The organism is Sphingomonas faeni (assembly GCF_023195535.1).
Classification (GTDB): Bacteria; Pseudomonadota; Alphaproteobacteria; order Sphingomonadales; family Sphingomonadaceae; genus Sphingomonas; species Sphingomonas faeni_B.
This window is the reverse complement of the sequence record NZ_JALPNF010000001.1, coordinates 929,144-951,962: the sequence shown is the minus strand read 5'-3', so window position 1 is coordinate 951,962 and position 22,819 is coordinate 929,144. Positions and strand designations below refer to the sequence as shown.

General features: G+C 67.8%; 19 protein-coding genes and 1 tRNA gene. 3 read left to right on the top strand and 17 right to left on the bottom strand.

The features are described 5' to 3' along the window. Positions 1 to 60 precede the first annotated feature (60 nt). Entirely contained in the window at positions 61 to 828 is a 768-nt protein-coding gene (locus tag SPHN_RS03965) for a bacteriorhodopsin-like (RefSeq protein ID WP_248521291.1), read from the top strand. A gap of 19 nt (positions 829 to 847) precedes the next feature. Beyond that, complete coding sequence (locus tag SPHN_RS03960) at positions 848 to 1,789, top strand: Brp/Blh family beta-carotene 15,15'-dioxygenase (RefSeq protein ID WP_248521290.1); 942 nt, start codon at positions 848 to 850, stop codon at positions 1,787 to 1,789. A 22-nt stretch (positions 1,790 to 1,811) separates the two neighbouring features. On the opposite strand, the gene SPHN_RS03955 is transcribed toward SPHN_RS03960, so the two are convergent. The 11 genes from SPHN_RS03955 to SPHN_RS03905 all read right to left on the bottom strand — a co-directional run bounded on the left by SPHN_RS03955 (position 1,812) and on the right by SPHN_RS03905 (position 12,521). After that, the gene (locus tag SPHN_RS03955) at positions 1,812 to 2,855 is read right to left on the bottom strand and encodes an NAD(P)/FAD-dependent oxidoreductase (RefSeq protein ID WP_248521289.1); all 1,044 of its coding nucleotides are present in this window, start codon (positions 2,853 to 2,855) and stop codon (positions 1,812 to 1,814) included. A gap of 172 nt (positions 2,856 to 3,027) precedes the next feature. Continuing rightward, positions 3,028 to 4,920 (bottom strand): alpha-amylase family glycosyl hydrolase, encoded by a 1,893-nt coding sequence (locus SPHN_RS03950; protein WP_248521287.1) that lies wholly within the window; start codon positions 4,918 to 4,920, stop codon positions 3,028 to 3,030. Between the two features lie 225 nt (positions 4,921 to 5,145). After that, entirely contained in the window at positions 5,146 to 5,406 is a 261-nt protein-coding gene (locus tag SPHN_RS03945; RefSeq protein WP_248521285.1) for a hypothetical protein, read from the bottom strand. 626 nt (positions 5,407 to 6,032) lie between these two features. Then, positions 6,033 to 6,109, bottom strand: a tRNA-Arg gene (locus tag SPHN_RS03940). 51 nt (positions 6,110 to 6,160) lie between these two features. Beyond that, positions 6,161 to 6,862: an endonuclease III gene (nth, locus tag SPHN_RS03935; protein ID WP_248521283.1), complete on the bottom strand. Its 702-nt coding sequence runs from the start codon at positions 6,860 to 6,862 to the stop codon at positions 6,161 to 6,163. A 4-nt stretch (positions 6,863 to 6,866) separates the two neighbouring features. Further along, the gene (dapB, locus tag SPHN_RS03930) at positions 6,867 to 7,637 is read right to left on the bottom strand and encodes a 4-hydroxy-tetrahydrodipicolinate reductase (RefSeq protein WP_187502701.1); all 771 of its coding nucleotides are present in this window, start codon (positions 7,635 to 7,637) and stop codon (positions 6,867 to 6,869) included. 117 nt (positions 7,638 to 7,754) lie between these two features. Next, a complete protein-coding gene (locus SPHN_RS03925) occupies positions 7,755 to 8,522 on the bottom strand; it encodes a nucleotidyltransferase family protein (RefSeq protein ID WP_248521281.1) in 768 nt (255 codons plus the stop codon). Then, a complete protein-coding gene (locus SPHN_RS03920; protein ID WP_248521279.1) occupies positions 8,519 to 9,427 on the bottom strand; it encodes a hypothetical protein in 909 nt (302 codons plus the stop codon). Before SPHN_RS03920 ends, SPHN_RS03925 begins: the two co-directional genes overlap by 4 nt. Further along, positions 9,424 to 10,515: a diacylglycerol/lipid kinase family protein gene (locus tag SPHN_RS03915; RefSeq protein ID WP_248521277.1), complete on the bottom strand. Its 1,092-nt coding sequence runs from the start codon at positions 10,513 to 10,515 to the stop codon at positions 9,424 to 9,426. Before SPHN_RS03915 ends, SPHN_RS03920 begins: the two co-directional genes overlap by 4 nt. Before the next feature lie 89 nt (positions 10,516 to 10,604). Beyond that, positions 10,605 to 11,066, bottom strand: coding sequence for a DUF2141 domain-containing protein (locus SPHN_RS03910; RefSeq protein WP_248521275.1), 462 nt, complete (start codon positions 11,064 to 11,066; stop codon positions 10,605 to 10,607). A 93-nt stretch (positions 11,067 to 11,159) separates the two neighbouring features. Then, the gene (locus SPHN_RS03905; RefSeq protein ID WP_248521273.1) at positions 11,160 to 12,521 is read right to left on the bottom strand and encodes a lipopolysaccharide biosynthesis protein; all 1,362 of its coding nucleotides are present in this window, start codon (positions 12,519 to 12,521) and stop codon (positions 11,160 to 11,162) included. A gap of 133 nt (positions 12,522 to 12,654) precedes the next feature. Here SPHN_RS03905 and asnB point away from each other — a divergent pair, with 133 nt between their 5' ends. Continuing rightward, positions 12,655 to 14,583, top strand: coding sequence for an asparagine synthase (glutamine-hydrolyzing) (asnB, locus tag SPHN_RS03900; RefSeq protein ID WP_248521271.1), 1,929 nt, complete (start codon positions 12,655 to 12,657; stop codon positions 14,581 to 14,583). A gap of 231 nt (positions 14,584 to 14,814) precedes the next feature. Here the strand turns inward: asnB and SPHN_RS03895 are convergent, their stop codons facing one another. The 6 genes from SPHN_RS03895 to SPHN_RS03870 all read right to left on the bottom strand — a co-directional run bounded on the left by SPHN_RS03895 (position 14,815) and on the right by SPHN_RS03870 (position 22,813). Continuing rightward, a complete protein-coding gene (locus SPHN_RS03895; RefSeq protein ID WP_248521270.1) occupies positions 14,815 to 15,939 on the bottom strand; it encodes a CDP-alcohol phosphatidyltransferase family protein in 1,125 nt (374 codons plus the stop codon). Positions 15,940 to 16,155: 216 nt separating this feature from the next. Beyond that, entirely contained in the window at positions 16,156 to 17,271 is a 1,116-nt protein-coding gene (locus SPHN_RS03890) for a hypothetical protein (protein WP_248521268.1), read from the bottom strand. Then, positions 17,268 to 18,020, bottom strand: coding sequence for an NTP transferase domain-containing protein (locus SPHN_RS03885; RefSeq protein ID WP_248521266.1), 753 nt, complete (start codon positions 18,018 to 18,020; stop codon positions 17,268 to 17,270). Before SPHN_RS03885 ends, SPHN_RS03890 begins: the two co-directional genes overlap by 4 nt. 193 nt (positions 18,021 to 18,213) lie before the next feature. Beyond that, the gene (locus SPHN_RS03880) at positions 18,214 to 19,728 is read right to left on the bottom strand and encodes an efflux transporter outer membrane subunit (protein WP_282580380.1); all 1,515 of its coding nucleotides are present in this window, start codon (positions 19,726 to 19,728) and stop codon (positions 18,214 to 18,216) included. Positions 19,729 to 19,979: 251 nt separating this feature from the next. Continuing rightward, the gene (locus SPHN_RS03875; protein WP_248521264.1) at positions 19,980 to 21,146 is read right to left on the bottom strand and encodes an HlyD family secretion protein; all 1,167 of its coding nucleotides are present in this window, start codon (positions 21,144 to 21,146) and stop codon (positions 19,980 to 19,982) included. Beyond that, complete coding sequence (locus tag SPHN_RS03870; RefSeq protein WP_248521262.1) at positions 21,143 to 22,813, bottom strand: MFS transporter; 1,671 nt, start codon at positions 22,811 to 22,813, stop codon at positions 21,143 to 21,145. The genes SPHN_RS03875 and SPHN_RS03870 overlap by 4 nt, the downstream gene beginning before the upstream one ends. Positions 22,814 to 22,819: the final 6 nt, after the last annotated feature.

The window sequence follows — 22,819 nt, the reverse complement described above, 5'->3', positions numbered from 1 at the left end:
CGCAACTAGCCCGGCATGCCACCGTAGCAAGCCCGGCGCAGCAAGGCGATGGAGATCCCGATGGATATCATAACCCCGTTCCAGTTCTCGCTGGTCTACAATGCGTTCTCGTTCACCTTTGCGACGATGGCCGCGGCAACCGCCTTTCTCTGGCTCAGTCGGTCGCAGGTCGCGCCGGCGTATCGCACCGCGCTCACGATCTCCGGGTTGGTGACCGCGATCGCGGCCTATCATTATCTGCGCATCTTCGAGAGTTGGAACGAGGCCTATTCGTTCAAAGACGGCCTGATCGCAACCACGGGTATCGCGTTCAACGACGCCTATCGCTACGTCGACTGGCTGCTGACCGTGCCGTTGCTGCTGATCGAACTCGTCCTCGTGATGCGCCTGTCCCCTGAACAGACGTCGTCGAAGGCGGTTCGCCTCGGTTCCGCCGCCGCACTCATGATCGTTCTCGGGTATCCCGGCGAGATCTCGACCGATATTCCGACCCGCGCCCTTTGGGGTACGCTGTCGTCGATCCCCTTCGTCTACATCGTCTGGGAACTGTTCCGCGGGCTGGGCGACTCGATCGAGCAACAGCCGGTCGCGGCACGCGGCCTGATCCGTCGCGCACGCCTGTTGACCTTCGCGTCCTGGGGTTTTTATCCGATCGTCTACATGGCGCCCTTCGCCGGATTGACGGGTGCTTCCGCAACGACCGTGATTCAGCTTGGCTACACCATCGCAGACATCGTCGCGAAGGCCGGCGTTGGCGTCCTGATCTACATGATCTCGGTACGCAAGTCGCAGGTCGAAGCGCATGGCCCGGTGGCCTACGCCGAGTGATCGCCACGAAGCGCGACGCATGACGATCGCTGCCACGAGCCTACACCCTCGCCGCGTCCATATCGGGCGCGGCGATGCCGTGCCTGCCGCATTCTGGATCGCCGGCGCGTATCTGGTCACCGCGTTCGCCGCGGGCCTACCGCTCGACGGGCCTGTCGCAACGATGGTTGCGACCGTGGTATTTCTCGCCGGTGGCATGCCCCACGGCGCCTACGACATCGCGCTGCTCACCCGTTCGACCCGTCTTCGCGGAAGCGGGCTGGGGCTCGCGATACTGGCCTATATCGGGGTCGCGTCCGCGATGGCCGTCCTGTGGCTGATCGTACCGATAGCCGCGCTGGTCCTGTTCCTGGCGGTCGCGGCCATCCATTTCGGCGAGGACTGGACGATGCTCGACGAGCCATTGCTCAAGATAGCGGCCGGCACCGCGATCCTCGCGGCGCCCGCGATCGGCCATCCCGTCACCGTCGCACAGCTTTTCGTCAGTATGGCGGGCAGTCCGAGCGGTGAATTGATCGCGCGCGCGATGATCGCGGTCGCGCCCGTCGCCTTGCTGGTGACCATCGTCGGAATCGGAGCGGCCTGGCGCGAGGGTGCACGCGAGTGGGCGGCAGCGACGGCGTCCGCGATCATGGTCCTGATCGTCGTGCCCCCGGTCATGAGCTTCGCGCTCTTCTTCGTGTTCCTGCACTCGCCACGCCATCTTACCGCCGCCCGCGTGCTGCTGGCTGATATGCCAAGGACGCGGTGGCTGGCGACGGGGGCGGTCATGTCCGCACTCGCGATCGGCGGGTGGCTGATATTCGCATCGCAAACCGACGGATTACCTGCCGATACCACGGCGCAGGCATTCCAGTTGCTTGCGGCCGTCGCCTTGCCGCACTTGCTGCTGTCGCGGTGGTTGGAAAGGCGGCTAGAACAGCGGGTCGACCGGCCACCGGTATCGCCGCAGGTGACCTAGCCTGGCGACCTAGCTCGCCGATCTAGCCTGCCAGGATTCGGTCGGCGAGCATGCGGCCGGACAGCCACGCGCTTTCGATCCGCGGCGCAAGCAGCCAATCGCCCGCCACGCCAAGCCTGGCTTCGGCGTTCCATAACGCACCATGGTCGTCAGCGCTGGTACCGGCGGCAGGGGTAGCACTGGCTGCAGGGGTCGCACGCGCGTAGCGCCAGCGATGGCCCGTTCGGACGATCGGTTCCGGCATCGGGCCTTCGACGTAATCCGCCAACGCCGCGAGCAGCCGATCGACGACGCTGTCGGCGGTGTCTTCCAGATGGGTCGTCGACCACTCCGGCGTGGCCTGGACCACCCACGCCTCGGGACCGCTGCGACCCGGCTTGGCGGTGTTGCGTGCTGCCCAGCCGATGATACCGGCATGCCTGATGACGTCGTCGGGTATCGCCAGGCGTTCGGCAAAGCCGAGCATCGCGGTCCAGTTCGGCGAGGAATGACAGGCCTCCGCCTGGGCCGCCATTGCCGGATCATGATCGGCCAACAAGGGCGCCGCCTGTTCGGCGGGAACGGCGATGACGACGGCGTCGAACGACGCGGTCGTGACGGGGGTGGTTGTCGACACGTCAGTCGAGGCGGTGCCGGTCTTGGATGAGCCGCCGGTCTGGGGCGCATCGTCAACGGACAGGTCGACATGCCACCCTGAATCGTCGCTGCGGATCGCGGTGACCCTGTGCTGCCAATGAACGTCAGCGTGGTCAGCGAGATGCTTGACGATCGCGTTCATGCCTGGCGTGCCGACCCAGGCGTCGTCTCCAGCCGCCGGCCAGCGCGCGACCACGCCGGCCACCCTCCATTCGTCGATAGCCTCGACGAAGGCCGGATCGCGTGCCGTCAGATACTGCGCGCCATGATCGAATGCAGCGTCGCCAGCGGATGTCTCCACCCGGCGTGTCGACATCCGGCCACCTGCGCCGCGGCCCTTGTCGAACAGCGTGACGTCGTGGCCGGCATCCTGCAGGCGCACCGCGCAGGACAGACCGGCAATGCCGGCACCAACGATCGCTATTCTCATGATGGTCTCCGTAGCATCCGTATCGCCGCGTACAGGCGCCCGCCGCATGAACGGTTCGATCCTACGCTACAACACCGGTCGAATGCCGATCTCCGGGATCTCGTACGAAGTTGATCTCCCTCAATCGGACGCGACCGTTGCCGCCGCCATCGCCGCGGGCATATCCGTTCTGTCAGCGCGACGTGGCCAACGCGCAGACCGCATAGCCGAGCGGGGGGAGCGTGACGGAAAAGCTGCCGGGAGCCACGACCGTGCCGCAGCCCTTGCCGGCGAGCGTCCGGGCGGCCGTCGCACCGACGCCGATTTCCACGGTCCTGGTAATCGCGGTCGTCGAGGTGTTGAAGGCCAGCAGGACCTCTGCCTGGGTACCGGGATCGAACCGCGAAATCGCGAGCAGGCCCGGTGCTTCTTCGCGTGCCCGCAACACCTGTTTCCCGCGGGTGAGGGCCGGCGTGACGGTGCGCAACCGGGCCAGCGCAGCGGTCTGGCGAAACAGCGGATTGTCCTGGCCGAAATGGGCCGTGGCGGTGGTGCTGTCGGTACCGAGCAAACGGTTGTCGTTGTACACGGCGACCTTGCTGGCGAACATGTCCTCGCGGGCATCCTGGTCGTTGCCGTCGCTGACGAAGCCTTGTTCGTCGCCCGAATAGATCGTCGGCACCCCGCGCAGCGTCAACAGCATTGCGTTGGACAGCATGACCCGCGAGAGCACTTCGTCGTCGCCTGCGTTCGGAAAGGCCTTGCGCACGAACGTCGCGAACCGACCGTCATCGTGATTGCCGGTGAAGGTCGGCAGCGTCACCGCGGTGTCGAAGCCACGGGCATACAACGCGTCGCCGTCGAACAGCGCCTCGAACGCATCGGTGCCGCGGGTGCCCGCAACCGTCTCGACGATCGCCTGCCGGAACGAGAAGTCGAGCACCGCAGGCAGCTTGTCGACGATCGTGTGTTGCGCCAGCACCGCCGGACGCACCTCGTGATCGGAAACTTCGCCGAAGATGTGGAAATTGGGAATGTTCTTCGCGGCGGCGCGAGCCTGCATCGCGGGAACGAACGCGGCCCAGAATTCGGGGTTCACATGGCGCGCCGTGTCGATGCGGAAGCCGTCGATGCCGTAGCGATCGATCCAGTCGCCGAAGATGTCGATCATTCCGGACACGACGCGCGGGTTCTCGGTCATCAGATCGTCGAGACCGACGAAATCGCCCATCGTCGAACTCTCGTTGCGATAGGTCGTGTCGCCGCGATTATGATAATAGCGCATGTCGTTGAGCCATGCGGGGGTCTTCACGTCGCGCTCGCCGGCGGGCACGAACGGGGTGTACGCATAGTCGTTGCGGGTGAGCCTGGCGAAGTTGTCGGCAGTGCGGACGTCGTCTCCGGCAAAACCGGGATTGATCGGTGCGCCGTTCGGGCCGAGCCGGCGCTGGTACGGATAATCGGCCCGGCTGCGATAGGGACATTCGCGCGCGCCGACACATTCGCGGTACTGGATCACATCGGCCGTATGGTTGACGATGATGTCCATATAGACCTTCATCCCCCGGCCATGCGCCGCCGCGACCAGCGCCGCGAAATCGGCGTTGGTGCCGAGATGCGGATCGATCTGCGTGAAGTCGGTGATCCAATAGCCGTGATAGCCGGCCGATTGATGGCCCGGACCGCCCTGAACGGGCTTGTTCTTGAAGACCGGGCCGACCCAGATCGCGGTCGCACCCAGGCTCTGGATATAGTCCAGCCGCCGGGTCAGGCCTTTGAGATCGCCACCGTGGAAATAGCCCTTTGCGGTGGGATCGAAGCCGGTAACCGTCGGGCCACCCTTCAGCCCGCCGCGGTCGTTGGCAGGATCGCCGTTCTCGAAGCGATCGGGAAGCAGGAAATAAATGACCTCGTCCTGCGGCAGACGCGCGCGGTAGTCGGTCGTCTTTGGGAGATTGGCGGGCGCGGAGTTGGCGGGCGGGGAATTGGCGGGCGGGGAATTGGCGGGCGGGGGGCTGGCAACCGCCTGTGGCGCGGCGAACGCCATCGCCAAGATCATCGTGGATTTCGTGGCGAGCCTCGACATGCACTTCCCCTCCGTCGTCGCATGGGCGATCTGGTGCCGGCCATGTTCGTGTCCTGCGCTGTGCGGACGCTGGGGCGCGAAACCAAGCGTCGCACATACGTATTCACGCGGAATGTCCATGCGATCCAGAGGCGGAATGGCGCCGAAATGCGCGCCGCCGCGGCCGGCGCGCGCGTGACCGCCGCGCACCGCAGCGTCATCGAACCCGTATCGTCGGTGAGACGATCAGGACGATTTCGATCGCCCGGAGCCCGCCTTTTGCCGGTCTGGCAGCGTGCGGTATTTTGCGAGCTCGGGCGTCCGGACCAGGGCCTTGACCACGCCGAGCGCGACGGACGCGTGGATCACCGCCCGCCGCCTGCGCCCGCGGCGAGCGCGGTGGCGGCACGCAGCACGCGTCCGATAGTGCGATATCCACACCTGATCCTCCGAAAAGATCGGCTTGTCATCGAAGGGACGCTCCCGGACGAGCTTGGTCGGGATCATCCCGCAGCTGTTCGACCAAGTGTAAGGTGTTTCCTGTCATGGCTGCGATCGCCCGCGAAGAGTGGCGCGTTATACCTAGAGCCGAAAATCATTATGAAGCTTCGTCGGTCGGCCGCATCGCCGCCGCCCGAGCATTGGTGTCCAGAGGGCATCGCGACGGCTCTTCGCGGATCGATCTGTGATTTCAAGCTCAGCGCGAGACGGTAAGCCACACGCTCGTGTGCGAGGCATTCCATGGCCCGCGCCCGGCAGGCGTCGACGCAGCCGATAAGAGCGGGGTTAGAACCGCCAGCACGCCAGAGAATCGACTATGGGTGACCCGCGCGGAAAATGTCGCACGCAAGAAGGACAATAGCACACCGGTGAAGGCGTCGCTCACTTCATGCTGAGTGCAGATGATGGTCTTGGCATTCGCTCGCGCCATAAAGCCGGTGAGACATTCGCTACGATAGCGAGGGCGTTTGCTGTTTGGCCTCGAACGGTGGCGAAGGTCGTAAGATGTGAGAGAGAGGCCGACATCCCACCACAGGCGAATAAAACGTGATGGCAGCTCGCGCCGAGACAATGCAACCCGACTAAGACCGGAACACGGAGTTTAGATTATGTCGGAAAGTGGCGACTTTATGTGGTGCACCCGACTGGATTCGAACCAGTGGCCTCTGCCTTCGGAGGGCAGCGCTCTATCCAGCTGAGCTACGGGTGCCGGATGGCTCGCCTAGCAAAGCGAAACAGCGCGCGCCAGACGTTTTCGCGTTTACGGCGCTTCGGGTGTCGGATCGGTGAGCGCGTCCGGTGATACAGGCGTCACCGATTTGCTCTTCGGTGCGGGCGACTTGGGTTTGTAGGCGCAGAGGTCGGCGACGATGCAGCGCCAGCATTCGGGCGTCCGCGCCTTGCAGACATAGCGGCCGTGCAGGATGAGCCAGTGATGCGCGTGGAGGCGGAACGGCTGGGGGGTGGCCTTGTCGAGTTTCAGTTCGACCGCGAGCGGGGTCTTGCCGCGGGCGAGGCCGGTGCGGTTGCCGACGCGGAAGATGTGCGTGTCGACCGCGAAGGTCTCTGCGCCGAACGCGACGTTGAGGACGACGTTGGCGGTCTTGCGGCCGACGCCGGGCAGGCGCTCCAAGGCAGCGCGGTCGTTCGGGACTTCGCCGCCGTAATCGTCGATCAGCATCTGAGAGAGCGCGATGACGTTCTTCGCCTTGGTGTTGAACAGCCCGATCGTCTTGATGTGGCGCTTCAGCTCGTCGATCCCGAGCGCGACCATCTTCTCGGGCGTGTCGACCTCGCGGAAGAGGGCGCGCGTCGCCTTGTTGACGCCGATGTCGGTGGCTTGAGCGGACAGCGCGACCGCCACGACGAGCGTGTACGGATTGACGAATTCGAGTTCGGTCTCGGGGTGCGGGTCGGCCTCGGCCAGGCGCGCGTAGAACTCGATGACGTCGGCCTTTTTCACCGCGTTACAGCCCGAGCACGTCGCCCATCCGGTAGCGGCCGGCGGGCTGGCCGGCGAGCCAGATCGCCGCGCGGACCGCGCCGCGTGCGAAGATCGAGCGGTCGTCGCCGCGGTGGTTGAGTTCGATCCGCTCGCCTTCGCCTGCGAAGATCACGCTGTGGTCGCCGATCACCGATCCGCCACGCAAGCTGGCGAAGCCGATCGTGCCTTCGGTGCGCGCGCCGACCAGGCCTGCGCGGCTGTCGACGCGGAGCTCGGCGAGCGACGAGCCGCGGCCCTTGGCGGCGGCGTCGCCGAGCAGGAGCGCGGTGCCCGACGGTGCGTCGACCTTGTGCTTGTGGTGCATCTCGACGATCTCGACGTCCCAGTCGGCGCCGAGCCGCGCGGCGGCCTCGCGCACCAGGATGCCGAGCAGGGTGACGCCGAGCGAGGTGTTGCCGGTCTGGAGGATCGCGATGTCGGCGGCGGCCGCGTCGATCATCGACTGGTGCTGCGGCGACAGGCCGGTCGTGCCGATCACGATAGCGGTACCAGCGGCGCGCGCAGCGGCGAGATGTGCCTCGACCGCGGAGGGCGTCGAGAAATCGACCAGCACGTTGGCGGTCCGAGCGAGCGGGGCGGGGTCTTCGCCGGCATCGACGCCGCCGGCAAGCGACGCGCCCGCCGCCTCGATCGCATCGACGATCGCGCGGCCCATGCGGCCGGCGCTGCCGTAGATGCCGATCGCGGGCGAACTGGTGGCGGTCGGGGCGGGGTGGGGCGCGAGCGTCTGCATGCGTCGCGCTTTGCACCAAGCGGCGGTTCGGGGACAGGGGGGAGCGGTAGCCTGAGGCAATTTCTCCGCGAAAGATGACGTGGTCAGCGGTGCGGTACCGGTCGTGCGCTGTCGGCCTCAGGGACGGGCGATCAGGTCTCGCACGAGGTCGAAGTCGGCTGGCTTGTCGACATCGACCGCCGCGAGGCCGAACGGGGTCGCCACCGCGGCGGCGTCGAGGCCGGCGAGACGTCCGAGATGCGCGAGCGCGGCGACCAGCGTCAGGCGACCGGACATGTACCGGACCAGCGTGCCGATCCCGAGCCGGCGGACGATCCGCCAGGGCCGCTTGCGATCCGCCTCGACCTGCGCCCACAGATCGAGTGCGGCGACCGATCGGGGGGTGGCGAAGTGGAACAGGTTGCACCCCGACCAGGCGCCATCGGCGAAGCGGAGATAGGTGCGGCGGGTGCCCGGCGCGGCGGCCTCGATCACGTCCTGGCGTGCGAGCAGCGCGGCGACGTCCGCGTGCGCGGGTGCGTCGGCGAGGAAGCGCGTGATCCATTCGGGTCGGAGCAGCGCGTGATCCGCGGTAGTGACCAGCAGCGGCGTGCCGAGTGCCTCGATGCCGTCGCGGACGCTGCGGCTGGGGCCTGAAGCGGCGGTCAGGACGGTGAGGCCGAGCGCGATGGCGGCGGCGCGGACGGCATCGTCGGACACCGAGACTGCGATCTGCGTTGCACCCGCCTCGCGCAACGCCTGGGCGACGCGCGCGAGCAGGGTCTGGCCGTCGAGTTCGATCAGCGCCTTGTGTGAGACGCCGGCATAGGCCGCGACGGGGTCGACGCCGCCGCGCGATCCGGCAAGGATCAGCGCGCTAAAACCTTGGTCAGCAGTGGCGCTCATACCGTCTTGGCTCCGGTCTGCGCCCGCGCGCGCCAGACCCGCCAGAACACGCCGGGCGCCGCGAGGATCGGATGTTTCTCGCGCCACGGGGTCAGCGGCACGGCCACACCGGTGTGGCGCTCGACCTTCCAGATGCCGTAGCGGGCGGCGCCCTCGAAGGTGAAGGCGGCGCGCACCAAGCGGGCGATGTTGATCGGCTTTCCGGCGCGGCGGCGGCGCGCCCAGGCCTGGAGCAGGGCGCGACGTCGTGCCGGCGCCAGGTCGGGCTTCAGCATCCCGGCCTCGTCGCGGAAGGCGATGCCGTCGGCGGTCCAGGCGAGCGGGAGGAGTTCGGCATAGCGCGCTGGATCGAAGCCGAGGATTTGCCCCTCGCGACCCTTGCGTTCGACGCGGAGTTCGGCGGCATAGGTCTGGCGGAACAGCGCGCGCCAATACTCGTCGGCGGTGCCCGTCTCGGGGCCGAGCGCGGCGGCAAAGCGCGCGGCGGACTTGGCCGCGTCGGCGATGGCCTCGGCAACCTGCCCCGCGGTATCCGGATCGCGCACCCAGACGAGCGCGGAGGGTTGCACGAACCGCGTCCAGATCGTCGTGTCGAGAGTCCGCGCCGCCGCCGCCTTGGCAAAGGTCGCCAGCCGCATGGTGGCGATCTTGGCGCGCAACGTCTCGCCGCGCAGGTCGAATTCGCGGTAGCTGACGGTCGGCCACATGCCGCGCTCGGGGGGGCCTGCGGTCAGCACGTAGAAATCGAGCACGCCCTCGGTCGCGCCGGTGCGCAGGTTCGAGCCGTAGAACAGCACCGCCACGGTCCCGGGCGCGCTCTCGGCGAGTATCGCAGAGACGTCGCGGACCGCGGGGATGGTGGGGACGTGCAACTGGCGGCGGACGACGTCGCCGAGCGTGATCACGGGACGACGAAACTGAGCGCGCGCGCTTCGCGGACGGTCAGGTCGCCGCCGGGATAGACTTCGCCATCGAGGATAAAGCCCGAGTCGATCGACAGGTCGAAGCTCGGTGTATCGATCCGATGATAGCCCGCGCGGTCGAGCCAGGCGGCGGGCGAGCCGGCGACGATCAGCGGCGTCGCGGCGGCGAGCCAGCGCGGCGGCGCATCGACCAGCAAAGTCTTCAGCCCGGCGCGCGGTACGCCGAACGGACGGATACCGATCGGCATGCGCTTCAGCGTCGAGGCGAGCAGGATGTAGCGTGCGCGATCGGTGTCGGCATGCTTGCCGGCGGCGTGCGCGCCCTCGTCACCGCGGGACTGGAAGCGGATCCGCATCCGGTTGCCGGCGCGCCACGCGCTGTTTGCGCCGCCGAACAGCGTCTGCAGGATCGCCCAGCACAGCGCGAGCCCGACTGCGACACCGTTGAAGGCGCCGGCGCGGTGGGTGCGTTGCGCCAGCGCGGTGGCATCGACGAACGCGCCGGCGCCGAACAGAAAGCCACACAGTTTCGCGCCGCTGTCCTTGCGTATCACCTCGACCGGGCTGCGCAGCTTGACGCGACCGTGCCGCGCCGCGGTCAGCGCCTGATCGAGCGTCCAGCTATCGGGGATGCCGAGATCGAGCGCGAGCGCATTGGTCTTGCCCGAGGGGACGATCGCGACGCGCGGTGCGGCGCCGGTCCAGACGCGCGCGGCGGCGGTCATCACGTCGCGGATCGTGCCGTCGCCACCGTCGATCACGAGCAGTTCGATGCCGTGGCGCGCGAAATCGGTCAGCACCTCGGCCAGTTCGGCCTGGGTGCGCGGGGTAACGGCCAGCACCGTGCCCGACAGGAACGGCTTGGTCGCTTCGACGCTGCTGCGGTTGCGATGGCTCTTCGGGTTGCAGATGATGCCGGTGCGAATCTTCGCGGCTGCCTCGCGGGGGTTCACGCTGGCGCGTTCGGACGCGGCCGAATCGAACATCCCCTCAGGCAGCCACGCGGGCGCGACTGGAGGGGAGAGCGATTGCCTGCCAAAGGCGTCGAAGTTCGAAACAGCATCAGCCACGATATAGAGATACCCGTCACGGTACAGAACCGCTACAAATTTGTGTCAGCAAGATTTCCGTTCCGCGTCAGGCGCAGTCCGGCAGCATATTATCGGCGATACCGCATCTTCATCCGTACGACGGTGCCGGAGGCAGGCAGGGCCGTACGGGCCGATTCGAAGGACGGAAGCCCGATCGAGGTCGGCGCGTCGTTGGAGAAGCCGAAGCCTTCCTTCGGCATGAACAGCGTCCGGTTGAAATCATGATCGCTGTTCTCGTCGTGATATTGCGCGATCGCGTAATAGCCGGGCTTGAGCCAGAAACAGGCACGCGGGTTCGCCGCCGACACGCGCGCGCGCGCCAGCTTCGCGCCCTTCGCCAGGAACCGCTTCTTGTCGTCAGGATAGACCGTGAAGGCGACTTCGCCGACATGGTTGTGCATCGTCGTCGCCTCGACGATCAGCTTGGCGTTGCCATTGCCCGGTGTGCCCTCGCAGGTCTCGGCGGCGCGCGCCTGGACCGGCGCGAGCACGGCGGCCGCACCCAGCGCCATAAGAATTACATGGTTCATTGGCAGACTAAGACCCGAAAATAGTGGCGATAGAGCGGCGCGCAGATGACATTTGCGACGTGAACAGGGCGTTTATCGCAAGCGCCCGGGGCTCTATGCGGGCTGCGCTTCGTCCGGCGTGCGGGTCATCCGGGCCGCTGCGAACCCCAGCAGGATCGCCACCGCGACCGATCCGGTGGCGACCGCCGCGGCGATCCCCGCCGATCCATAGGCGGGCATCAGCACGAATGCCGCGACGAACAGCAGGCCGACTCCGACCGCGCGGATCGCGAACACCGTGCCGGCGCGGTGCAGCGCGGTCATCACCGTGTCGAGGCTGACCGTGGCGAGGTCGAAACACCCGGCGGCGGCGAGCCACAACAGTACCGGATACGCGCCGCCGAACGACTTGCCACCGACCAGCTTCAGGATCGGCTCGCCGACCAGCGCGACGATCGCGAGGATGACGAGCGCCGCCGCCGTGCTGGCGAGCATCGTCCGCACCAGGATGCGGCGCAGGCGCGACGGCTCGGCGGTCCGCACCGCGCGGACGATCTCGGGGAAGGCGGCGCGCGACAGCATCTGCGACAGTTTCGCCAGCGCCTGTGCCAGCTGGGTCGCCAGCCGGAACGCACCCGCCGCTGCCGGGCCGATCGACGCACCGACCAGCAGCAGCGGGATCTGCTTGCTCGACAGGCCCAGCGTCGCGCTGGCGTTGGTGCTGAGCGAGAAGCGGACGATGCCGGGATTCTCGTCGCGGACCTGCTGCCAGCTGCCACGGCCGCTCGCGAGCAGGCGCAGGTCGCCACTGCGCGCGACCATGATCCAATAGGTCGCGGCGGTGACGATCTCGGCGATCGCCCAGGCGAGCATGAAGCCGCGGATCGTCGGTTCGAAGATCATCGCCGCGCCCGCGCCGACGAAGCGCATGATCGGCGTCATGCTGTCCGCCACCGCCGACAGCGAGAATTTGTCGCGCAGCCGCAGGATGCCGAGCGGGGTGGAGCGGATCGTGATCAGCTGCACCACCGCGAACATCAGCGTGTCGCGCATCAGGTCGGGCGGGATGCCGAAGCCGTCGCTCCACGCGAAAAGGATCGCCACGGTCAGCACGGCACCGACCAGCGCACTGCAGATGTCGAGGATCGCCGACAACCGGAGCAGGCGCGCCAGCCGCGGCGTGTCGCCCTGCTGGATCGGCTCGACACCATATTGGACGATGATCTGCCACGTCTGGAAGCCGACGAAGGTCGCCAGTGCCTGTGCCGCACCCGAGATCAGCGCGAACCGGCCGAAGTCCACCACGCCCAGCGTGCGCGTCGCGAACCCGAGATAGAAGAGCGACAGGATTGCCAGCACGCTGCGACTGGCGAGCAGCCAGCCGAGGTTGCGCGCCGCCGCCCGGAAAATCCCGGTCGTGCCGGCACGTGCCGGCGCATCCGCCGGGGCCGGAGAAGGAGCGGGGTCCTGAACCATCTGCGACCGGCCCCTAGAGTGCGACGGCGGGTGCGGCAAGGTTTCGGGGGCTGCGAGGTGTGAAGAAGGGGTCGGGGCGCCCAAAGGTGACAAAGCGGCGGGCGGCTCCTAGACCGCGCGCGTTCGGGCGGCGGTGCTGCCGTCATGCGAGGGATCGTTCGTCATCTGCGGAATTGCCGGCCTTTACGCACGGGGTAGCGGTGCGGTTTCGCCCCGCCTCGTGACCGCGCAGTGCGACGCGATCCTGCACCGCGGGCCCGACGACCAGGGCGTGATGACCGATGGCGATTTCGGTTTCGGGATGCGCCGGTTGAGCATCATCGACATCGAGGGCGGGCACCAGCCGTTCCACTCGCCTGACGGCCGCTATGCGCTTGTGTTCAATGGCGAAATCTACAATTTTCGCGAGTTGCGGCGCGAGTTGCAGGCGTTGGGGCGCATCTTCGAGAGCGCGGGCGATACCGAGGTCATCCTGGCGGGCTACGAACGCTGGGGCGACGAGGTGTGGGCGAAACTCGACGGGATGTTCGCGGTCGCGGTGTGGGATACGCACGCCCGACGCCTGATCCTCGCGCGCGATCCGATCGGGATCAAACCGCTATATTATACCGACCAGAGCGCCGGCTTCGCGTTCGGCTCTGAACTGAAGACGCTGACCTTGCTGCCCGGCATGGCGTTCGACGTCGATCGTCGTGCGCTCCACGATTATTTCAGCTTCGGCCATGTCCGTACCCCGCGCTCGATCTACGCGCAGGTTCGGACGCTGCCACCGGGTCACGTGATGACCGTCGAGGCGACCGGTACGCCGACGATGCGCGCTTATTGGACGCCGGCCTATCATCCCGCCGAGCCGCGGTCCGAGGCGCAGTGGATCGAGCGGTTCCGCGACGAATGGCTCGACACGATCGGCAAGCAGATGGTCGCGGACGTCGACGTCGGCGCATTTCTGTCGGGCGGCGTGGACTCGTCCGCGGTGGTCGCTGCGATGGCGCAGGTGTCGGACCGCCCGGTCCGCACCTTCACGATCGGCTTCCCCGACCCGCGCTTCGACGAGTCGCCGCATGCCGAGGCGATCGCGCGGCATCTCGGCTGCCACCATGTCACGCGCACGCTGGAACTGGCCGATGCGCAGGCGATGCTGCCCGAGGTCCAGCATTGTTACGACGAGCCGTTCGCCGATCCGTCGGCGGTGCCGACCTGGTACGTCAGCCAGATCGCCGCGCAGGAGGTGAAGGTCGCGCTGTCGGGCGATGGCGGCGACGAGCTGTTCTTCGGGTATAAGCGCCATGCGACCGAGCGGCGGATCGGGGCGCTGCCGGCGCCGTTGCGTCGCTTGGCGCGGGCGCTGGATGCGGTGCCGACGTTGCCCTCACGCCATGCGAACGCGGTGCTGCAACGCTGGCGGAAAACCACCGGCAGCGCCGCGCTCCCGAATGGCGTCGCACGGTTCTTCGCCAAGACGCAGATTACGAACGAAGCCTTCCGCCGCGAAATCTTCTCGGCCGAGTTCATCGCCGAGGAGGAGGGCGGGATCGCCGCGCTGGTCGCGGAATATTTCCCCGATCCCGACGCGATCTCGACCGACACGCTTGAGCAGTTCGGGCTCGCCGACCTCGCGCTGAACCTGCCCGGCGCGATGCTGACCAAGGTCGACCGCGCGAGCATGGCGCATTCGCTAGAGGTGCGCGTGCCGATGCTGGGGCAGGGGATGGTCGACCTCGCGCTGTCGATGCCCGCGGACATGAAGCTGCACGGCAAGATCGGTAAATACGTCATCCGGCAGGCCATCGCACCGTGGCTGCCGGAGGGGATTCTCGACCGGCGGAAACAGGGCTTCCAGATGCCGCTGGCGGCGTGGTTCGCGGGCGATTTCGGGGCGTATGGGGAGCAGCTCTGGCGCGACAGCGGCGTGCGGGAGCAGGGCATCTGGCGCGCGGGTGCGGTCGAAAAAGTGTTTGCGGATCACCGCGCGGGGAGGCGGGATCACAGCCGGTTCCTGTACGCGCTGGCGATCTACTGCCTGTGGTGGATAGGGCGGCCCAAGGCTGTGCGCGCGGAGTAACCTGATACTCGCGTCACCAAGCTGGAGTTCCCCCTTTCCGTTCGTGCTGAGTAGCGACCGAGTAGCTTCGAAGAAGCGTATCGAGGGCGCGTATCGAAGCATGGGTTCCGCGCGCCAACCTGTCCTTCGATACGCCCTCTCGATACGCTGCAAGAGCAGCTACTCGATGGCTACTCAGGACGAACGGAAGCGAGGGAGGTCGGCGTTAGCAGGTAGCGACCCCGCGAAGCCTCAGGCCAGCCAACTCACCAACGTCTCACCCCGGGCCTTCCGCACCATCGCCTGCACAAGCCGCACCAGATGCACCACCAGCGAGATCGCGGTCCACGCCGCCACCCCGATGATCCCCCAGTCCGGCCGCGTCACGATCAACCCCGCAAACAGGATCACCATGTTCGGGTTCCTTCGCGCGGTGATCAGCCGGAACCAGCTGTCGAACCGCTCCCAGACGTGAATATGCATCCCGAACCGGACGATGAACGCCCCCTCGATCAGCCGCTGCGCGACATAGCCGAACAGCATCGTCCCGATCACCGCCCAGAACATGTTGTCGTCAAGCGGTCGCCCGTACGGCGCACATCCCACCGCCCACGCCCACCACCAGAACGGCGGATGGACCAGGTCGACGCCGTGATCCCACGCATTCCCCAGCTTCGAGGAAGTAATCGTGCACCGCGCCAGCTTCCCGTCGACGGTGTCGAGCACCATGAAGAACAAGCCAGTCGCGAGGCCGGTCCAGAACCAGCCATGCCAGAACGCCACGGTCGCGACGATGCAAAGCACCGATCCAAGCGCCGTCACCTGGTTCGGCGTGATCCCGGCGCGCGCGCAGACCCGTGTGATCGCCAGCGCCCATTCGGGCCACAGATATTTGGTCAGCAGGTCGGTGACGCCCTTGTACGCGCCGACATAGCTCGCCCGCTCGATCGCCGGCACCGCGGCGGGGGTGAGCAGTTCCGCGAACGGCCGTTCGCGTTTCCGGAGCGCTTCGTTGAGAATGCCCTCCTCGGCCTCGGCGGCGATTACGGTCAGCCCGGTCACCAGCGGCGCCTCGCCGAGCATCGCCGCAGTCATGCGATCGCGTTCGCCGGCGTCGCGGACATGCGCTAGCACGGGCACGCCGGTGCGCGTGACGACGGTCCCGGGGCGTGACTTCAGATGCGCGATCCAGACCGGATCGAAGGCGTAGGCGAGGTTGGCGAGGATGACGGGGCCGGTGCTGTCGTCGGTATCCGGGGCCAACCCCTGCGCGACGCCGATCCGCCGGATCCGCTCGGCATTGGTCATGCCCCAGAGCAGCGTGTCGTTCGCCCGGACGGTCCGGAGCGCTGGCGTAGGGGCTGTCGAATCTACCATCCCGCACCCGTTACCCGATCTGGTCGTGAAAGCGAGAGGGGGTGGAGTTAGGTGGAGGTGAATGACCTCCCCAAACACCACCCGACCACACCGCCCCGACCGCAACCACCCCGGCGAAGGCCGGGGCCCAATTGGAATGACCAGAGTAACCTCGCGCAGTCCTTCGTTGGCAACGTCCCCCAATTGGGCCCCGGCCTTCGCCGGGGTGGCGCAGATTTAACGGGCCGACGTGGCTTCCAGTAGTCGAAGGATTTCCGCAGCGCCGCGCGCCGCGCCCCCCTCGACCGCGCCGAGCGACTGCCCGGCAAACTCCGCCTGAACCGCTGAATACTCCGCATGCATCAAAGCCGCCCGGTCCAACACCGTCACCACATCCGCGACATCGTCAACCACCTCCCCGCAAACCCACATCGCGTAGTTCGGATCGCCCTCCCAGGCGGCGCCCCCGGCATTGAGAAACACGCAGGGCCGCGGGCGCATCAGGAACTCGATCACCTGGCTCGACGTGTCGCCGAGATACACGTCCGCCACGCCGGTATAGCTCCCGTCGACCATCGCGAACCCGTCGATGTCGCAGTGGACATGCGGCAGATCTCCGATCTCGCGCATCAAATCCGCCACCTCGGGCGCGCGCTCGATCAGACGCTGATGCGGCGCGAAGATCAGGTTGTAGCGCCTGTCCGCGACGATCCGCCGCACCACGTCCGCCCCCCAGCGCCACCACGACGAGCGATGCTGCTGCCAATGCGGCGTATACAGCACCACGGGCCGCGTATCCGCGAACGGCGGCGCGGCATGCGTGCGGTGCGTAAAATCGGCCTTCACATAGCCCGTCGCGACGAACTTCTCGGGCGCGAACCCACGGTCGAGATACGTCCGTCGCTCCAGCTCGCTTGGCACCAGCGTCAACGCCGCCGCACGCCGGCGCGGGTCGTCGCGCGCACTCATCGAGCCCACACCGTGCGAGGTCTTCACGAACTTCGACCGCATCGGAAACAACCGCGGCAGCCACAGACTCGTCTGCTCCGCGCACACCACCACTGCGGCGCTGCGGAGATACGGCAGCAGCCGGAGCAGCATCGGCATCTTCGCCGGCAGCACCGGATTGCGCCCGCTGCCGTCATCCTCGACCGCGCGAAATCCGGGCGCGCGGCGAATCCGGACGGTCGGGAAAGGGGCGGTCCACCGCGCCAGCAAAGTCTCGTGCACCGACGTGCTCACCCACAATTCGATCGGCACGTCGGACGTCGCGGCCAGCGCCTCGACGATCGGATAGAGATGTGGGATCAGCAACGTCTCGCCGAGAAACAGGAACGCGACCTTCCGCGTCATGATCCCAAAGTGCCGTCCGCCTGCGCATCATGGTCGTGCTGCCAAAGCGCGATGTCCTCCGGGCGGTCGATCTCCTGCCAGCGGACGTCGCCCGCGATCCGCACCGCGCGGACACCGGCGGTCTCCGCGGCGCGGCGGACGACGGCGTGGTGATAGGCATGGATGCCGTCCTCCTCGCCGATCACCGCGCGCAACGCCTCGGCATAGGCGCTGCCGCCGGTCGACACGATCAGCCCGAGCGAGCGATCGGTGGCCTGATGCCCGACCAGATGCTTGCCGACCGCGACGACAGCGTCGCCGTCCGCCTCTACCAGCATGTCGTCGAGCCCCGGCGTCACCAGCGGCTCAATCACCAGCTTTACGGCCGATCCCGTATCCGCGCCCCGATCGGCCAGCGCCGCGCGCAAGATCGCCGCGTCGAACAGCGTGTCACCGTTCATCAGCGCGAACGGCGCGTCGAGATACGCGCGCACCGCCCAGACGCTGCCGATGCTGTTGGCGATTGACCAGAACGGGTTGAAGACGAGCTCGGTTGGCAGACCGCCGTCGCGGGCGCTCAGATGTTTGGCGATCTGGTCGATCCGGTAGCCGCCGACCACCACCGCACTCTCGAACCCGGCCGCGGCGACCGCGTCGAGCTGGTGATCGAGGATCGCGCGACCGCCCACCTCGACCAGGCATTTCGGCGTGGTGAGCGTCAGCGGCAGCAACCGCGATCCGTGACCCGCGGCAAGGATGATGGCCTTCATGGGGTGAGGCTGTAGGGGCTAAGTGTGGCAGGAAAATGCATGCGGTAGAGGGTTGGGAGGCGCAACACTGCGTAATCCACTCCGTCATGCCGGGCTCGTTCCGGCATCCACCGTTCCGCATGCTCTCCACCATCGAGTTTGCGGAACGGTGGACCCCGGAACAGGTCCGGGGTGACGAGCGTGCGGGTCGCGACTATCGCCGAACCGCCTCGGCATCCGCACGAGACCAGCCCCCGCCCATCGCCTGGTACAGCGTCACATACGCGGTCAGCCGATCCGCCCGCGCCTGCACCAGCGACAGCTCCGCGGTCAGCAACCCGCGCTGCGCATCGAGCTGGTCGATATACGCCGAATATCCCGCGCGGTACCGGTTCGACGCATTGCGCAACGCCCCCGCCAGCGCATCGCGCTGCCCGGCGAGCGCGACGGCCTGCTGGCCCGAGCGCTGCACTCCCGCCAGGCTGTCGTCGACCTCGCGGAACGCCTGCAACGCGGTCCGGCGATACGCGAACGCCGCCTGGTCGCGGCGCGCGGTCGCGGCATCGGCCTGTGCGCCGAGCCGCCCGCCGTCGAAGATCGGGCTGAGCACGCTCGCGCCGATCGAGAACACCGCGATCGGGTTCGCCAGCGCGGTCGACAGCACCACGCCCGCCGAGCCGGTCAGGGCGAGGTTCGGCAACATCGCCGCACGCGCGCTGTCGAGCGAGCGGTCGGTCGCGACGAGTGTCTGCTCGGCCTGGAAGAGATCGGGGCGGCGGCGGAGCAGGTCGGCGGGGAGGCCATCGGGGATCGCCGGTGCGGCCAACTGGTCGAGCGTCCGCCCGCGCGGGATCGGGCCGGGATTGTCGCCGAGCAACAGGCTCAGCGCATTCTCCTGCCGGCTGATCGCGAGCTGCGCCGCGGGGACGAGCTGTTCGGTGGCGTGGAATTCCGCCTCCGATTGCCGCAGTTCGAGGTTAGAGGTGTAGCCGGTCTCGGCGCGCCGCCGCGCGATCCGCAGGCCTTCCGCGCGGGCCGCCAGCGTCTGGCGCGCGACGGCGAGGCGCTGATCGAGCGCGCGGAGCGTGATGTAGCCGGTCGCGACGCTGCTCGCGATGCCGAGCCTTACCGTGTCGCGTGCCGCTTCGCTGGCGAGCAGTTGCGCGCGGGCGGCTTGGCTCGCGAGGCGGAGGCGGCCGAACAGGTCGAGGTCGTAGCTGATCGACACCGCCGGCTGCGCGCCGATCGCGTCGGAGGGTGTGCCGAACGGGCTGACGGTCTGGCCGGTGGTGCTCGGCGCCGAGCCGCTGACGAGGGGTGTCTGTTGCGCGCGGGCGAGACGTGCGGCGGCGCGCGCTTCGTCGATCCGCGCGGCGGCTGAGCCGAGGTCGGGGCTGTTGGCGAGCGCTCGGGCGACTAGACCGGTGAGGACCGGATCGCCGAACGCGCTCCACCAGTCCGCCCGGATCGGCGCGCCGGTGCCAAGCGCCGTGCGCCAGGCTGGGGGCGGGGCGGCGGCGGTTGTCGCGGGGGGCTCAGGGCGGGGGCCTATGCATCCGGTGGCGAGGACGGCGAGGGTGAGGGCCGTTCTCGCCGATTTCGCTTTTAACGGCTGGTGCGACCTGAGCGAATACGCTCGCGCAAACCGCTTCCCCCCCGGCGAAGGCCGGGGTCCAATTGGGAAGGTGGGAGTAACGGTGGATTGCGCTTCGTTACCACCGTTGCCCAATTGGGCCCCGGCCTTCGCCGGGGTGGACCGGTTTGCATGCGAACCGTTTTCTAACAGCGTATCGCCATTTGCGACGGTGGACGCTTTTGCCGGAGCGCTCGCGTGCGCGATCTGCTGGACTTCCCCCCGCCCTGAAAGCGAGGGGGTGGGGGTGGGTAGGCTTGGGGCTGGAGACGGCGTTCCCTCGAGAGCGACCCACCCCCGGCCCCTCCCTTCCAAGGAGGGGGGAAGTCCGCGGTGACCGTGGCCCATCACCGCACCCCCGGCCCGCCGGCCGTATCCACCCGCGCCTGCACCGACATCCCCGGGCGCAGCCGCGCGCTCAGCGGCTGCCCCGCATCCACCCGGATCCGCACCGCGATCCGCTGCGGCACCTTGGTGAAGTTGCCCGTCGCATTGTCCGCCTTCAGCACCGCGAACTCCGACCCCGCCGCGGGCGAGATCCGCTCGACCCGCCCGGTCAGCCGCGCGTTCGCCAACCCGTCCACCGTGAACGACGCCGGCTGACCGACCACCATCCGCGCGGTCTGCGCTTCCTTGAAGTTGGCGATCACCCACGTCTCCGGCGGCACCAGGAACATCAACTGCGATCCCGCCGTCACATATTGCCCGAGCCGCACGCCGACCTCGCTCAATCGCCCCGTCTCCGGCGCGCGGATCACGGTGTTGGCGAGGTCTATCCGGGCAAGCTGTCGTGCAGCCTCGGCACCGGACACCCCCGCCTGCTGGCCACCACGACCGACCTCGACCGTGCGGATATCCTGTCGCGCAATCTCCCGCGCGGCTTTCGCCTGCTGGACCTGCGCCTGCGCTTGCCGCAACGCCGCCAGCGTCTGGTCGCGTTCGCGCAGCGACACCGATCCGTCGACGACCAGATCGTTGACGCGCGCCATGTCGGCCTGCGCGCGCATCAGCTGCGCCTCGGCATTCGCGACCGCGGCGTCCTGTGCCGCGAACGTCGCCTCGCGGCTGGCCGCCGTCTGCCGGCTGTTGGCGAGCGTCGCAGCCTGCGCATCGACCTGCGCCTGCGCCTGATCGACGCGCTGGCGGTAGATGCGGTCGTCGATCTTCACCAGCGGATCGCCCTGCTTCACGTCGGCGAAATCGCGCACGAGCACCTGCGTCACATAGCCGCTGACCTGCGGGCTGATCACCGTCGTCCGCCCGCGCACATAGGCGTTGTCGGTCGACTGATAGCTGGTCGCGAACGGCGGCAGGCGCCACGCCGCCAGCACCGCGCACACGCCGGCGACCGCGAGCAGCACGATGACGATGATGACGTTGCGGCTCGGCGGTTGTGGACGCCAGCCAGAGCCGACCGGCGTGACTGGGGCCGCAGGCGCGGGGGCGGCAGTCGCCTCCGCATGCTTCTCTTCGGTCGCCGGCCCCTCGGCCACCGGGCTGCGTGCGTCGCTCATGTCATCCCCTCAGCCGGGCCCTCAAGCCCCGCGCGCCGTTCGCGTCGCGCCCGTCTCGCCAGCAGGAACAGCAGATACCCGAACGTGCCCCCGGCGAGAACGGCGATCAACCGGAAGACGTCGGCATACGCAAGCACGTTCGCCTCGCGCGTCGTGGTTTGCGACAGGATCGCCGCGCCCTCGGCATTGCGCAGGGTCGGGTCGACGATCACCCGGCCGACCGCGGCGCCACCCGCAGCGATGCGCTGCGTGACGATCGGGTCGGTCGGCGAGATCTGCTGGACCAAAGCCGCGCTGTTCGCCTTCTCGCGGATCACCTGGTAGCTGCCGAGCAGTGCGGTGCCGCCGAGCCCGCCGAGCGAGTTGATGATCCCGAACAGCGCGATGAAGCTGATGATATGGCCCGCGCCTTCCTTCAGCGCGCGGGTCATCCCGAACAGCAGTGCCGGCCCGAGGAAGAACGTCGCGGAGAAGCCGATGATCGCCTGCGTCACGTACATCTGCGGTGCGCGCGTCAGGCTGGTCGCGTAGGAATCGAACCACGCCGCCACCGCGACCAGCCCGATCGCGAGCATGATCGGGTGGCCGAGCCGCTCGACGTCGAGCGTCACCGCGCTCGCAATCACGCCCGCCACTGATGCGACGAAGATGATCAGGAAGAACGGCACGAGCTGGTCGTTGTTCTGGCCCAGCACGGTCAGCAGCCCGACCGAGGCATAGGTCTGTTCGGACAGCACGATCCGCGCCATCACGATGACGATCGTGAACCGGACGATGTCCGCGCTCCCCAGCCAGCGGGTGTTGAGCAGCGGGTTGGCGCGGTGATGCTCGACGACGATCGCCGCGGCGAACATCGGGATCGCGACGATCAGCGCCCAGCCGATCCACGGCGCATTGGTCCACCACACGATCCGCCCGAGCCCGAGTACGGCGGCGAACAGCGCGGTTGAGCCGGCGAACAGCACGAAGGTGAGGAAATCGAGCGGCTCGAACGCCTTGCTCCGCGTCGTGGGCGGGAGGCGCAGGGCGGCGACCGCGGCGAGCGAGAGCAGCGCGAGCCCGAGTTCGAACAGGTACAAGGTCCGCCACTGCGACATTGCCAGCAGGTCGGGCGAGAAGAGGCGGGCGAGCGGCGTCGCGCATTGCGGGATTCCGATGCCGAGCACGACCGCCTTCAGCCGCCATTTCGCCGGCAGCGACTGCATCACGTAATAGAGGCACAGGCTGCTCAGCGCAGCGCCCGCCATCCCGCTGATCGCGCGCACCGCGATCGCGGTCGCGAAGCCGTGGACGAACAGATGCGCGAGCGTGATCAGCACGTAGAGGATCAGGAAGATCATCGCGAACGGCCGCAGCCCGAACTGCGCGCGGAATTTGATCATCAGCAGGTTTATGCTGACGTTGGTCATGACGTAGACGGTCGGCAGCCACGCGATCTCCGCCGGATCGAGCCCGAGCGCACCTTGGAGCGTGTAGGTGTTGGCGCTGATTAACGCGTTGCCGAACCCGACCGTCAGCCCGAGCAGGATGCCGATCAGCGCATAGGCGATCTGGCGGTGTCTCGGGTGGAGCGGCGAGCCTGGGGAGCCGGGGAGGATGGGGCGTTCGTGTTCGGCGAACTGCCAGTTCTCTTCGCTCAGGAAGTGTCTGATTCTCTGGGCGATCATGGTCGG

What these genes read in the sequence shown, in the direction of transcription:
- SPHN_RS03965 (WP_248521291.1), top strand. Translation starts at nt 61, where the DNA reads ATGGATATCATAACCCCGTTCCAGTTCTCGCTGGTCTACAATGCGTTC.
- SPHN_RS03960 (WP_248521290.1), top strand. Translation starts at nt 848, where the DNA reads ATGACGATCGCTGCCACGAGCCTACACCCTCGCCGCGTCCATATCGGG.
- SPHN_RS03955 (WP_248521289.1), bottom strand. Translation starts at nt 2,855, where the DNA reads ATGAGAATAGCGATCGTTGGTGCCGGCATTGCCGGTCTGTCCTGCGCG.
- SPHN_RS03950 (WP_248521287.1), bottom strand. Translation starts at nt 4,920, where the DNA reads ATGTCGAGGCTCGCCACGAAATCCACGATGATCTTGGCGATGGCGTTC.
- SPHN_RS03945 (WP_248521285.1), bottom strand. Translation starts at nt 5,406, where the DNA reads ATGATCCCGACCAAGCTCGTCCGGGAGCGTCCCTTCGATGACAAGCCG.
- dapB (WP_187502701.1), bottom strand. Translation starts at nt 7,637, where the DNA reads ATGCAGACGCTCGCGCCCCACCCCGCCCCGACCGCCACCAGTTCGCCC.
- SPHN_RS03925 (WP_248521281.1), bottom strand. Translation starts at nt 8,522, where the DNA reads ATGAGCGCCACTGCTGACCAAGGTTTTAGCGCGCTGATCCTTGCCGGA.
- SPHN_RS03910 (WP_248521275.1), bottom strand. Translation starts at nt 11,066, where the DNA reads ATGAACCATGTAATTCTTATGGCGCTGGGTGCGGCCGCCGTGCTCGCG.
- SPHN_RS03905 (WP_248521273.1), bottom strand. Translation starts at nt 12,521, where the DNA reads ATGGTTCAGGACCCCGCTCCTTCTCCGGCCCCGGCGGATGCGCCGGCA.
- SPHN_RS03895 (WP_248521270.1), bottom strand. Translation starts at nt 15,939, where the DNA reads ATGGTAGATTCGACAGCCCCTACGCCAGCGCTCCGGACCGTCCGGGCG.
- SPHN_RS03890 (WP_248521268.1), bottom strand. Translation starts at nt 17,271, where the DNA reads ATGACGCGGAAGGTCGCGTTCCTGTTTCTCGGCGAGACGTTGCTGATC.
- SPHN_RS03885 (WP_248521266.1), bottom strand. Translation starts at nt 18,020, where the DNA reads ATGAAGGCCATCATCCTTGCCGCGGGTCACGGATCGCGGTTGCTGCCG.
- SPHN_RS03875 (WP_248521264.1), bottom strand. Translation starts at nt 21,146, where the DNA reads ATGAGCGACGCACGCAGCCCGGTGGCCGAGGGGCCGGCGACCGAAGAG.
- SPHN_RS03870 (WP_248521262.1), bottom strand. Translation starts at nt 22,813, where the DNA reads ATGATCGCCCAGAGAATCAGACACTTCCTGAGCGAAGAGAACTGGCAG.